At 60.8% G+C, this 12,575-nt stretch carries 7 protein-coding genes, 1 tRNA gene and 1 pseudogene; 1 reads left to right on the top strand and 8 read right to left on the bottom strand.

Annotated features, from left to right (window positions below; all coding sequences use genetic code 11):
• Position 1: 1 nt before the first annotated feature.
• The 3 genes from ACF8E5_RS06965 to ACF8E5_RS06955 form a co-directional block, all read right to left on the bottom strand.
• Positions 2 to 808 (bottom strand): carbon-nitrogen hydrolase family protein, encoded by an 807-nt coding sequence (locus ACF8E5_RS06965; RefSeq protein ID WP_197844396.1) that lies wholly within the window; start codon positions 806 to 808, stop codon positions 2 to 4.
• Between the two features lie 13 nt (positions 809 to 821).
• Positions 822 to 2,504 (bottom strand): NAD(P)/FAD-dependent oxidoreductase, encoded by a 1,683-nt coding sequence (locus ACF8E5_RS06960; protein ID WP_197844395.1) that lies wholly within the window; start codon positions 2,502 to 2,504, stop codon positions 822 to 824.
• A gap of 184 nt (positions 2,505 to 2,688) precedes the next feature.
• The gene (locus ACF8E5_RS06955) at positions 2,689 to 3,150 is read right to left on the bottom strand and encodes an Lrp/AsnC family transcriptional regulator (protein ID WP_058603024.1); all 462 of its coding nucleotides are present in this window, start codon (positions 3,148 to 3,150) and stop codon (positions 2,689 to 2,691) included.
• Between the two features lie 597 nt (positions 3,151 to 3,747).
• On the opposite strand from ACF8E5_RS06955, the gene ACF8E5_RS06950 reads away from it, so the two are divergent.
• Positions 3,748 to 4,704, top strand: coding sequence for a tetratricopeptide repeat protein (locus ACF8E5_RS06950; protein ID WP_326383280.1), 957 nt, complete (start codon positions 3,748 to 3,750; stop codon positions 4,702 to 4,704).
• A 71-nt stretch (positions 4,705 to 4,775) separates the two neighbouring features.
• Here ACF8E5_RS06950 and ACF8E5_RS06945 read toward each other — a convergent pair.
• The 5 genes and pseudogenes from ACF8E5_RS06945 to rpsU form a co-directional block, all read right to left on the bottom strand.
• Positions 4,776 to 4,852 (bottom strand) — tRNA-Ile (locus ACF8E5_RS06945).
• 16 nt (positions 4,853 to 4,868) lie between these two features.
• A pseudogene (locus ACF8E5_RS06940) lies at positions 4,869 to 7,832 on the bottom strand (EAL domain-containing protein); the annotation flags it as partial.
• A 333-nt stretch (positions 7,833 to 8,165) separates the two neighbouring features.
• Complete coding sequence (gene rpoD / locus ACF8E5_RS06935; RefSeq protein ID WP_197844394.1) at positions 8,166 to 10,013, bottom strand: RNA polymerase sigma factor RpoD; 1,848 nt, start codon at positions 10,011 to 10,013, stop codon at positions 8,166 to 8,168.
• Positions 10,014 to 10,080: 67 nt separating this feature from the next.
• A complete protein-coding gene (dnaG, locus tag ACF8E5_RS06930) occupies positions 10,081 to 12,057 on the bottom strand; it encodes a DNA primase (protein WP_197844393.1) in 1,977 nt (658 codons plus the stop codon).
• Positions 12,058 to 12,358: 301 nt separating this feature from the next.
• Positions 12,359 to 12,574 (bottom strand): 30S ribosomal protein S21, encoded by a 216-nt coding sequence (rpsU, locus tag ACF8E5_RS06925; protein WP_003255575.1) that lies wholly within the window; start codon positions 12,572 to 12,574, stop codon positions 12,359 to 12,361.
• Position 12,575: the final 1 nt, after the last annotated feature.

Here is a 12,575-nt window from a genome sequence, read left to right as displayed (position 1 = left end):
GTCAGTGATCCTGCTGGGGCATTCGTCCGTGTAAGGCCTGACGCAGGTCGGTGAGGTAGGGGAAGGCCCGACGGCCCTGCACCACGGCTTGCTGTTCCAGCTCGGCCAGCAGCAGGCACTCTTCATGGCCTGCCATGCGCAATACGCCGCCATCCGGGCCGACGATGCTGCTTTGTCCGCAATAGGCGATGGCGTCTTCTGCGCCGCAGTAGTTGGCATACACCAGGTAACACTGGTTTTCCTGGGCCCGTGCCCGCACCGTCACCTGGCAAACGAAGTCGTAGGGCTGCATGTTGGCCGTCGGGACCAGGATCAGTTCGGCGCCGGCCAAGGCCAGCCGACGGGCATTTTCCGGGAACTCGATGTCGTAGCAAATCAGCAGGCCGACTTTCCAGCCGTCCAGCTCGACGACCGGAAAGTGATCCGGCCCCTGCTCGAACATCGTGCGATCGAGCTCGCCGAACAGGTGCGTCTTGCGGTAGTTGCAAAGGCGGCGGCCATCGGCAGCGATCAATTGCACACTGTTGAAAATGGCACCGTTCGGATCCCGTTCCGGATAGCCGTAGGCGATGGCGATACCGCAGGTGCGCGCGGTCTGCACGATGTGCTGTGCTGACGGGCCATCGCAGGCTTCGGCCAGTTGCTGCACCTGAGCCGAGCCGATGTTGTAGCCGGTCAGGAACATTTCCGGGCACACCAGCAATGACGCGCCCTGGCCGGCTGCCAACTGAGCCTGATCGCGCAACCGCTGCAGGTTGCCGGGCACATCCAGCGGGCCAGGCAGGGCTTGGAACAAGGCTATGCGCATGACAGCTCCTGGGTCAGTCGGCCAGCGCGATCGGGCCGATCTCGTCGAACACATCGCCCGGCCCCGGGTTCTCGGGGTGGGTGTGCCCGCCGAAGTGATTGATGATACCCCACACCGCATTGAGCGACGTCTGCACGGCGCCTTCTACCCAGGCAGGCGTCCACGACACATCGTCGCCAGCAATGAAGATGCCGCGTTGCTCGGCGGGCATGTTCTTTTGCATGAAGTGAGCGTACATGCGTTGGTTGTAGCGGTAATGACCCGGCAAGGCGCCCTTGAAGGCACCGAGGAAATACGGGTCCGCTTCCCACGAAACGGTGATCGGGTCGCCAATGATGTGGCCGGCGATGTCGGTTTTCGGATAGATCTTCTTCAGCGCGTCCAAGGCCAGCTGCACGCGTTTCTCCACCGGGTGCGGCAGCATCTTCAAGGCATCGCTCATCCAGGCATAGGACAGGCAGATGACCCCCGGCTTGTCGTCGCCGTTATCGAACAGGTACGTGCCGCGGGTCAGGCGGTCGGTCAGGGTCATGCTCAGCAGGTCGCGGCCGGTTTCCGGGTCCTTGTCCTTCCAGAACGGCCTGTCGACCATGACGAAGGTTTTCGACGACTGCATGTAGCGGGTACGGTCCAGTGCCATCCACATTTTCTGGGAAAATAGCGATTCTTCGCAGTCGATCTGGGTGGTCAGCAACCAAGTCTGGCAGGTGGCGAGCACGGCGCCGTACTGGCGGGTGTCCCCCCAGTTGTCGGTGACGGCCAGGCGGCCATCGGCAGCGCGCTGGATCCGCTTGACCCCGGTGCGGGGTGCACCGCCATGCAGGGAACGCAAGCTGGTGCCCTCGGGCCAATGGGCGCAGCGCTCGGGCCGATGGCGCCAGATACCTTGCGGTACCTGCTCCACGCCGCCCACGATCAGATGCTGGTGGTCGTCGCAGTTGGTCATGACCACCCGGAAGATCTCCAGCATCGAGTTGGGGAAGTCCGAGTCCCAACCGCCTGTGCCGAAGCCCACTTGGCCGAATACTTCCCGGTGCAGAAAACTGAGCTTGGCGAACGAGCGCGAGGTGGCGACGAAGTCGTAGAAGGTGCGGTCGTCCCACAGCGGTACGAGTTTGTTCCACAGCGCCTTTAGGCGTGGTACATCGCGATCACGGATGGCTTGCTGGATATCGGCGAATTGCGCACCGCTTTCCAACGCGTCAGCCCAGGCATCGGCCACCTCATGGAACAGCTTGGGAAGATCGGCAGGGGTTTCGGCGTAGTAGGTCTGCCCTTCGAGGTCGATCACCGTGCTGCTGGAGGCCGAGCTCAATGGGTTAGGAAAGGGCTTGGTCTGCAACCCCAGTTTGTCCACGTAGTGATAGAACGCCGTGGACGACACCGGAAAGCGCATGCCACCCAACTCGGCGACGATGCCATCGGTGCCATTGAAGGCTTGCGAGCGCAGCCGGCCACCCAGCTTCGAGGCTTCGTACACCACTGGCTTGAGCCCCAGTTTCATGAGCTCGTAGGCGGCCACCAGGCCGGCGATGCCGGCGCCGATGATCGCGACTTCCTCGCCGTGGCGTTGCGCCGGAATCGTGCCCAGGCCCGCCGGATGCTCCAGCCAGTCATCGAAGGCGAATGGGAAGTCAGGGCCGAAAATGGTGATGGGTTTCTTGCCGTCGTCAGGGTGCCGGTTGTTCTTGTTCATTAAAGGACCTTGCCAGAGCGGCTGCGCGATGTGCTGAGCCTGAGTATAGGAGACGTCTGGCGGTCATTTTAGAGAGGGGGCATTTCGTTATTAAGAAGCAGAATGAGGTCGAAATGTCTCCTCTTTGGTCATAGTGGCGTGGTTTGTGAGTATTTTGACGAATTCATGTTTGTGAATACAGGTTTCAAAGCGCCTGACCGCGATCCACCTTGCTGCTGAGGATGATCGACGTGGTGGTTTTTTCGACGCCCTCGACGTTGCCGATCCGGTCCAGCAACTGGTCCAGTAGTTCCGGTGACTCCGTGTGCAGCCAGGCCACGTAGTCGAATTCACCGCTCACCGCGCACAACTGCCGCACAGCGGCCATCGCGCTTAGCCGTTTGACGACCTCTTTGCCCGAGCGTGGCTGCACCTTGATGCCCACATACGCCTGTAGCCCACCGCCCATCACCTGCTGCCCCAAGCGCACGCCGTAACCGGAAATCACCTTGTTCTTCTCCAACCGCTCGAGCCGTGAGTTGACCGTGGTGCGAGCGATGCCCAACTGGCGCGCGAGCATGGCTACGCTTTCGCGGGCATTGATCTGCAACAGGGCGATCAGCTGGCGGTCGATTTCATCCAGGGCAAATGGGCGAAGGTCTGGCATGGCGTGGCTCGGCGAGCGGAAGGGGGAGGTAGCCTAGCTAGCGTGGGTGGGTGGGGGCAAGGAGGAGTGAACGAGTGAACCCAGCCGTTCGTTGCCTTCGCCACGGCTTGGTGTTGTGCTGCGGTGATGTCCTGCTTGGGGTCATGCTTGCCATTTTTCTCCAGCGACGCGCCGGTTTATCAATGAGTGGTATTCACTTGAGCCGATTAACCAGCCTATTCGGCTCATCAAATGAGCCGAATAGGCTGGTTAATCGGCTCATCAATTATTGATCGGACTAGGCTTGGCGCGGATTGCATCACCGTGAATAGCAAAAGCCGCGCGAATGCACGGCTTGGCAAAGGTTGGACCCATACGGACGCGAACCGTCCACCAAGGGATTAACAGTTGATGGCGATGTCCTCAAGCTAAGTCATTGAAAGCCATGCATAGACTCATTTAGCTTCCTGCTGCTGCGCCCGCTTCGGATCCACGCCGCCGCAGCCTGGGTGTGGCGGGTACGGTTCAAACCTGCCCAGCAGAGCCATTGTCTTGTTGGCTTCCATACACGCCTTTAGAATGGGACGCCCTCGCAAGGCAGGAAACACTATGTGGTTCATGAACAAGAAAACACTCAGTGCCGAGCAGGCGACTGCGCTCAATGACCAGGGCTGGGCGGCGTTCCGAGAGCAGGATCTGGACACCGCGCAGGAGTGCTTCCAGAGCCTTTCCAAAGCGTGCCCCGACGACCCTCGCTGGATGAATGGCGTGGGCGCGGTGAGCCTGGCACGTGACGATCGCGCTAATGCCCATCGACACTTCCAGATGGCTGCCGATCGTGACTATCCCGGCAGCCACTACAACCTCGGCATCATGGCCTACCAGGACGGTCATCACGACGTCGCCCGCCGACACTTCCTGAGGGCTGCCGAGCACGATTATCCGGGTAGCCACTACAACCTAGGCAGCATGGCCTTCCAGGAGGGTGATCACGACACCGCGCGCCAATATTTCCAGAAAGCCGCCGAGTACGATTGTGTCCGTAGCCACTTCTACCTTGGCAGCATGGCCTACCAGGATGGGGATCACGATGCCGCCGTCGAGCACCTCAACGACGCCGTGCGCCACGATCATCCAGAGGCGCTGAACCTGCTCGGCGACGTCCATCTGCATGCCGAACGTTATCCGCAGGCTGAGCAGGCCTACCGGCGCGCGGCCGAGTTGGGCAATGTCGACGGCTACAACAATCTTGGCCTTCTGTATTTGCAGCTCGAAGATTATCAGCAGGCCAAGCAGGCGTTGTTGCAGGCCCTGGAATCCGACCACGTCTACGCCCAGCACAACCTGGCTGTGGCCTATCACCGTTTGGGCGAGCTCGAGGCGGCCGAGCGCTGGTACCTGATCTCGTTCTCCCTGCACGGCAACCTGCAGTCGCTGGAGAACCTTGGGCATGTATATGGCGATACTGGGCGTGAGGTCGAGGGCCAGGCGCTGGTCGCGGCTTCCGACAAGCTCTACGAGGATCAGCCTCTCGATGATTACGAGCAGGCGTTGATCGACCGGTTGCTGGCCTGAGCCACGATAGGCTTGCTGCTCGCGCTGCCGACCCAAAAAGCCGAAAGCCGCGCTAAGCGCGGCTTTGAGTATGGTGGGCCCACACGGACTCGAACCGTGGACCAAAGGATTATGAGTCCTCTGCTCTAACCAACTGAGCTATAGGCCCTCAGTAGCAGGCGCGATTATAACGAGGGTTTCGCACCTGTGCCATCCGAAAGATCCGTTAGTGCTATACGAAGAAACCGCGCAGCGAATTCCTCCGGCAGCAAGGGCAGGCTGACGATGTAGCCTTGGATCTGCTCGCAGCCTTCGGTAGCCAGAAAACGCTGCTGGGCCTGGTTCTCGACGCCTTCGGCGATGATGGTCAGTTGCATGCTGCGGCCAAGCGCAATGATGGCGCGTGCGATGGCGGCATCGTGGGGGTCGTCGGGCAGGCCGCGGATGAAGGATTTGTCGATCTTGAGGATGTCCAGCGGCAGCCGCTTGAGGTAGCTCAACGACGAATAACCGGTGCCGAAATCGTCGATCGCCAGTTGCACGCCCAATTTCTTCAACTGGTGCAGCACCGCCAGGGCTTCTTCGGCCTGGCTCATGATGAAGTTCTCGGTGATCTCCAGCTGCAGGTCGCCGGCCTTGAGTTGGTGTTGCCTGAGCAGTACCTCGATGCGCCGTGCGAGGTTGGGTTGGCGCAGTTGCGCGCCGGCCAGGTTGATCGACAGCGGACCAAAGGGTTCGTACCGCTGTTTCCAGGCCTGCATCTGACGGCAGGCCTGTTCCAGTACCCACTCACCCAGTTGCAGGATGGTGCCGTTTTCCTCTGCCAGATGAATGAAATGCTCCGGTGGCACTTCGCCAAACGTCGGGTGGCTCCAGCGGATCAAGGCCTCGGCACCGACCAGGGTCTGGGTTTGCAGGCTGAGCTTGGGCTGGAAGCACAGGCTCATCTCGTTGCGTTCGATGGCCCGGCGCAGTTCGTGCTCCAAGGCGACACGCTCACTGGCCTGGGCGGTCAGGTCGCGGGTATAGACTTCCACCCGGTTGCGCCCCTTGGCCTTGGAGCGGTACATGGCGGCATCGGCGTTGCGGATGAGCGTGGCGACATCGCTGCCGTCGTGTGGGTAGAGGCTTATGCCAATGCTTGCGCTGGTGAAGAACTCATGCTCGCCGGCCTGGAAGGGAGCGTTGAAACAGGTCAGCAGCTTGTTGGCGATGGTGCTCGCGTCACTGGGCTTGTGCAGGCCAGGCAGCAGGATGATGAACTCGTCGCCCCCCAAGCGCGCCACGGTGTCCACATCGCGCACCTGCTCTTTGAGACGCTGCGCGATACCCTTGAGCAGCAGGTCACCTACCGGATGGCCGAGGCTGTCGTTGATATGCTTGAAACGGTCCAGGTCCAGGAACAGCACGGCGCCCTGGCGGTTGGACAGTTGTCCACAGGTCAGCACGGCCTGGAGGCGGTTTTCGAACAGGGTACGGTTGGGCAGGCCAGTGAGAGGGTCGTGATGTGCCTGGTAGTCCAGTTCGGCTTGGGCATGCTTGATGCTGGAGATGTCGGCGAACACCGCCACGAAGTGCGTGATCTCGCGCTCGGCATTGCGCACGGCACTGATGGTCAGCCAGCTGGGGTACAGCTCGCCGTTCTTGCGTTTATTGTAGATCTCGCCCTGCCAGTGCCCTTCATCGGTCAGTTGATGCCACAAGGCAGCGTAGAAGGCGCTGTCATGCTGGCCCGAGGCGAGCAGGCGAGGGGTTTGGCCCAGCGCTTCGATCTCGCTGTACCCGGTGATTTCGCTGAAAGCACGGTTCACCGCACTGATGCGCTGGTCGATGTCGGTAATCAACACGCCCTCGGCGGTGTTTTCGAACACCGTGGCGGCCAGTTGCAGTTTTTCCTGCATCAGGTGGCGTTCGGTGATGTCCCGGGCGATGGTCAACATGCAGTCGGTGCCGGCGATTGGCAGCGGGCGCGCAGACAATTCGCATAGGCGAATCTGCCCGTCGCTACGGCGGATATGGCAGGTGAAGTCGCGTACGAAGCCCTCTCGGTTGAGCTGGTCGAGCAGGCGCTTGCGTTCGTTGAGGTCTACCCAGATGCCAAGGTCGAGCGACGTCTGGTCCAGGGTGGGGTGCAGGGCGTAGCCGGTAAGGCGGCAAAACCCGTCGTTGACCTCCAGCAGCAAGCCATCGTGCTGACGGGACAGCAACAGGCCGTCTGGGGAGGCATGAAACGCCTTGGCGAACTTTTCCTCGGAAATCTGCAGTTGCTGCTGGGTTTCCTTGAGCTGGCTAATGTCGCGTACGGCGACCACCAGCGCAGGTGTGCCGTCGAGCTCGAAGGTTTCAGCGGACGTAAGCCCTGTAAACACCTGGCCGTTGCTGCGCCTGAAACTCATTTCCAGGTTGCGGATGCCGCCCAGGTGCAGGCGCTCCAGTAGGCGAGGCCCTGAACCCTCGACTGCCCATAGATTGAGCTCGGTGGCCGTCCGGCCGATGACCTGACCAGGCGTCAGGCCTATCTGCTCTTCGAACGCTTCGTTGACCTCCAGCAGGCAGCCGTCGCTGTGGCGAGCGATCAGCAAGATGTCCGGGCACTGCTGGAACACCGAGGCAAACTTCTGCTCGGACAGACGCAGCGCGTCTTCGGTGCGCTTGGTTTCGCTGATGTCAATCATCAGGCCGCGCATGACGGGCTGGTGGCCATGCTTGATCATGCTGACGATGTTGCGTACCCACAACGCTTGGCCATCGGCACGAATTACCCGGTAATCCAGGCTGTGGTCGCGCCCGGCAGCAGTTTCGCTTTCGCAGTAGGCCTGGGCCCATAGCGCATCGTCAGGGTGCACGATGTTGCGCCAGAAGCCGGGCTTTAGCCAGTTGCTCAGCGGATAGCCGAGCAGGTCCTCGGCATGGGGCGATACATAGCTGTACGTGAAATCGTTTACGTCCGCTTCCCAGGCGATGGCTGAAAGGCTCTCGACCAGGCCACGGTAATGGTATTCGCTGCTGCGCAGCTCCTGCTCCAATGCGATGCGCCGGGAGATTTCGGAGCTCAGGCGCCGGTTGATACGCATAACCGTGGCCAGCACCAGTACCAGTAACAATACGGTGGGTACGCCATACACCACCAGATCGGACCAGAACATGCGCGCAGTGCCGTGTTGTGCGGAGGCTTGCGGGGGGGCGGGTTGCGCCGCGGTCTGGCCGGGTACCGCTACGGCAACGTACTCGGCGACCGGACCTGGCTGTTGCACTTGCGCAACGCCCGTCGTGGTCCACAGGCTCAGGGCCACCAGCAGGATGGCCGGCATCAGGGGCATAGCGGCCTCTCGCATTCAAATGGACTGAGTCGAGTGTAGACGGCCAATTAGCTCTGGGATGGGTGTCAGGGAGATTTTTTCAGGCTTAACAGGGCCTTGGAGACGGATGGCCAGCGGTATACGAAGCCCAGAAAAAACCCCGGCCTGGGCCGGGGTTGGTCATCACTCGTCGAGGAAGGAGCGCAAGTGCTCGCTTCGAGTCGGGTGCCGCAGCTTTCGCAACGCCTTCGCCTCGATCTGACGGATCCGCTCGCGGGTCACGTCGAACTGCTTGCCCACTTCTTCAAGGGTGTGATCGGTGTTCATGTCGATGCCGAAACGCATGCGCAGCACCTTGGCTTCACGTGCAGTGAGGCCCGACAACACATCGCGGGTCGCTTCCTTGAGGCTTTCGACCGTGGCCACATCGATCGGGGACTGCATGGTCGAGTCCTCGATGAAGTCACCCAAGTGCGAATCTTCATCGTCACCGATCGGGGTTTCCATGGAGATCGGCTCTTTGGCGATCTTCAGTACCTTGCGGATCTTGTCCTCAGGCATCTCCATGCGCTCGCCCAACTCTTCCGGAGTCGGCTCACGACCCATTTCCTGCAGCATCTGCCGGGAAATGCGGTTGAGCTTGTTGATCGTTTCGATCATGTGCACCGGAATACGAATGGTGCGTGCCTGGTCGGCGATGGAGCGGGTGATCGCCTGACGAATCCACCAGGTGGCATAGGTCGAGAACTTGTAACCGCGACGGTATTCGAACTTGTCCACAGCCTTCATCAAGCCGATGTTGCCTTCCTGGATCAGGTCCAGGAACTGCAAGCCACGGTTGGTGTACTTCTTGGCGATGGAGATCACCAGACGCAGGTTGGCCTCGACCATTTCTTTCTTGGCGCGGCGAGCCTTGGCTTCGCCAATCGACATGCGACGGTTGATTTCCTTGATCTCGGAAACGGTCAGGCCGGTTTCGGTCTCAAGGTCGATCAGTTTCTGCTGGCAGGCAACGATGGCTGCGTCTTTTTCACCCAGCGCCGCAGCCCATTTGGTGTTGCGCTTGGCAAGGTCACCGCTCCAGGTCTGGTCGGTTTCGTTGCTCGGGAACATGCGCAGGAAGTCGGCACGCGGCATACGGGCATCACGCACGCACAGCTGCATGATGGCGCGTTCTTGCTGACGCAGGCGGCTCAATGCGCTGCGAACACGCTCGACCAGCACTTCGAACTGCTTGGGGACCAGCTTGATCGGCATGAACAGATCGGCCAGCGCCTGCAGGGCAGCAACGCTTTCCTTGTGCTCACGACCGTTCTTCTTCAGGACCTTGTTGGTGGCCTGAAGCTGATCCGAGACCGCGCCGAAGCGTTGAGCTGCAACGACAGGGTCCGGACCGCTTTCGGTCTCTTCCTCGTCGTCACTGTCAGACTCTTCTTCCTCGTCCTCGGACTCTTCCTTCGCAGCGGCAGTCTTGGCGCCTGGAATCGGCACTTCATCTGTCGGTGCCGCGATGTTGTCATCGGGATCGATGTAACCACTGAGGACGTCCGACAGACGGCCACCTTCGGTGGTGACGCGGTCGTACTCGCCGAGAATGTAATCCACAGTGCCCGGGAAGTGGGCGATGGCGCCCATGACTTCACGAATGCCTTCTTCGATCCGCTTGGCGATTTCGATCTCGCCTTCACGGGTCAGCAGCTCGACAGTACCCATTTCACGCATGTACATGCGTACCGGGTCGGTCGTGCGGCCGATATCGGTCTCAACTGCCGCCAACGCAGCAGCGGCTTCTTCGGCCGCGGCTTCGTCGGTGTCGGCTTCCGCCAACAGAAGGGCATCCGCATCCGGAGCACTCTCGAATACGTTGATCCCCATGTCGTTGATCATGCGGATGATGTCTTCCACCTGTTCAGGATCTGAAATATCCTCAGGCAGGTGGTCGTTGACCTCCGCGTAAGTCAGGTAGCCCTGCTCACGACCGCGGGTGATCAACTCTTTGATACGAGACTGCTGTTGCGCTTTTCCGGACATAACACCCTATCCACTGAAGGTCTTGGCGGGCAAAAAACAAGCCGAGGATTATACCCGAGCATGGACCTCACGCGCCAGATGAGGTCGGGTTTTGTGCGGGAACATTCCGGCTCAACAAGGCGAGAAGCTGGGTTTTTTCCTCGCTGGTCAATTCGCTTTGACGGGATTTCCTGAGCAGTTGTTCCAGACTTCGCTCACGTTGGCGAGCGGACAAGCTAGTAATGGTGTCGAAAAACTGTTGTTCAAGGTTGTCGGCCACGATCAGCCATTCCTTCTCCGCCAACGCCCGCAGCAGGCGACCTTGTTCGGTGCCATGCCAGCGTGCGATCAACTGCATTGAGCTTAGCCCAGGATTTTTCTGTGCAGCTTCGATCAATGCCACCAGCAGTTGGCTGTAGAGCTGTTCTTCGTCGGCAAAATGGCTGGCGTCTTCCACCTTGCCGGCCAGGAGCGGGTGATGCAACAGCGTGCGCAGCGCCGCCAGCGTAGGCGGTTCGACCGGTGCCGGCACGCGGGGCGCAGGCTCGTCACGCTGCCACGGCTTGCCGCCCCTGCGATGCTTGTCCCAGGGTTTGTCGCTCCAGGCTTTCTTGCCGCCGGCCTTTTTGGGCGTCCAGGCCTGTTCCTGATGAGCGCCAGCATAATCGGGCTGCGGCATGTCCGCGTAATCAGGCGTGTAGCTGACCATGGCATCGTAGTCATAGCCTGGGTCGTAATCTGCGCTGGGCGCCGCGGGGGCCTGTTGCGCCAGTTGCTCAACCTGCTGCGGATCGAGCCCGGTGATTTCCCGCAAGCGGTTGCGCATCAGTTGACGCAGGTTGGCGCCCGGGATTTTTTCGATCAACGGTGCAGCCAGGGTGGCCATGTGCGCCTTGCCTTCGAGCGAGCGAGGGTCTGCCTCGGTGCTCAGCTGCTCGAAGAAGTAATCGGCCAGTGGTTGCGCGTGCTGGTTGATGCGGGCCATGAAGGCGTCGGTGCCTTCGGCGCGGACCAGGCTGTCTGGGTCTTCGCCTTCAGGCAGGAACAGAAAACGCGCGCGACGGCCGTCCTGCAGGTTCGACAGGGCGGACTCCAGCGCTCGCCAGGCCGCCTTGCGCCCGGCCTGGTCGCCGTCGAAGCAGAACAGTACGCTCGGTACCATGCGAAACAGGCGCTTGAGGTGCTCTTCGCTGGTGGCGGTGCCCAGGGTGGCCACGGCGTTGCGCAAGCCTTGCTGGGCCAGGGCAATCACGTCCATGTAGCCCTCGACCACGATGATTTCGTCGAGGTTGCGGTTGTGCTTGCGGGCCTCGTACAGCCCGTACAGCTCCTGGCCCTTGTGGAACACAGGCGTTTCGGGAGAGTTCAGGTACTTGGGCTTGTCGTCACCTAGCACCCTGCCGCCGAAGGCGATAATGCGGCCACGGCTGTCGCGAATCGGAAACATCACCCGATCGCGGAAGCGGTCGTAGCGTTTGCCGGTTTCGGCATTCTCGATCAGCAGGCCGGCATCGATCATGACCTTCTGCTGTAGCGTGTCGGCACCCAGGTGCTTGAGCAGGTTGTCCCAGCCAGGCGGCGCGAAACCCAGGCCGAAGTCGCGCGCCACTTCGCCGGATAAACCGCGGCCTTTCAGGTACTCCACCGCTGCCTTGCGGGTCGGGTGACTGCGCAGGGCTTGGCGGTAGAACTCCGAGGCGGCGTCCAGCAGCGGGTACAACGGTGAGTCGGTCGGCTGGCGCGGTTTCTGGTCGCGCCGGCCTTGCTCGCGCGGGACCTCCATGCCTGCCGCTCGTGCCAGTTCCTCGACGGCCTGGGGGAAATCCAGGTTGTCGTGGTCCATGACGAAGCCAAGGGCGTTGCCGCCGGCGCCGCAACCAAAGCAGTAATAGAACTGCTTGTCGGGGCTCACGGTGAAGGAGGGGGTCTTTTCCTTGTGGAACGGGCAACAGGCAGAATAATTCTTGCCGGTTTTTTTCAGTTGGACACGGGAGCTGACCACGTCGACGATGTCGAGGCGGTTGATGAGGTCGTCGATGAAACTCTGGGGAATCAGCCCGGCCATGGCAGTCTCGTCAATCTGGCAACTGGCAAGTCTAATCGCTCACGCGCCGAATGCAGCGGGTGATGCTTGAAGCTATGCGGGGAATAAGTGCCCGTCGCCGGCCCATGAGGCCCGTCAGTCGGACGTGCACGCCTGGCCTACAACACAATGACCAGTTCTGACGTTTCAGGCAGGTTGCCCGCATGCACGGTGCTTGAACATGTGCATGGAGCCTTGAGCAAGCTGCTCAAGTTTGAAGCGACCACTGCCATCGCCCGGTGGTTAACCGGGCAGGGCAGAAGCTTTGCGATGAACGTCTGTATTAGTACAGACGAACGGCGCGGCGCTGTTCGCGCTGAACTTTCTTGGCGTGACGTTTGACAGCGGCAGCTGCCTTACGCTTACGCTCTGCGGTCGGCTTCTCGTAAAACTCGCGGCTACGAACTTCAGCCAGTACACCGGCTTTTTCGCAGGAGCGCTTGAAACGACGCAGAGCTACGTCGAAGGGTTCGTTCTCTTTAACTTTGACGGCTGGCATC

Source organism: Pseudomonas sp. WSY_20, assembly GCF_043104335.1.
GTDB classification, from domain to species: domain Bacteria; phylum Pseudomonadota; class Gammaproteobacteria; order Pseudomonadales; family Pseudomonadaceae; genus Aquipseudomonas; species Aquipseudomonas parafulva_B.
Note: the sequence above shows the minus strand (reverse complement) of the source record. Positions and strands in the feature narration are given on the sequence as shown.

What these genes read in the sequence shown, in the direction of transcription:
- ACF8E5_RS06965 (WP_197844396.1), bottom strand. Translation starts at nt 808, where the DNA reads ATGCGCATAGCCTTGTTCCAAGCCCTGCCTGGCCCGCTGGATGTGCCC.
- ACF8E5_RS06960 (WP_197844395.1), bottom strand. Translation starts at nt 2,504, where the DNA reads ATGAACAAGAACAACCGGCACCCTGACGACGGCAAGAAACCCATCACC.
- ACF8E5_RS06955 (WP_058603024.1), bottom strand. Translation starts at nt 3,150, where the DNA reads ATGCCAGACCTTCGCCCATTTGCCCTGGATGAAATCGACCGCCAGCTG.
- ACF8E5_RS06950 (WP_326383280.1), top strand. Translation starts at nt 3,748, where the DNA reads ATGAACAAGAAAACACTCAGTGCCGAGCAGGCGACTGCGCTCAATGAC.
- rpoD (WP_197844394.1), bottom strand. Translation starts at nt 10,013, where the DNA reads ATGTCCGGAAAAGCGCAACAGCAGTCTCGTATCAAAGAGTTGATCACC.
- dnaG (WP_197844393.1), bottom strand. Translation starts at nt 12,057, where the DNA reads ATGGCCGGGCTGATTCCCCAGAGTTTCATCGACGACCTCATCAACCGC.
- rpsU (WP_003255575.1), bottom strand. Translation starts at nt 12,574, where the DNA reads ATGCCAGCCGTCAAAGTTAAAGAGAACGAACCCTTCGACGTAGCTCTG.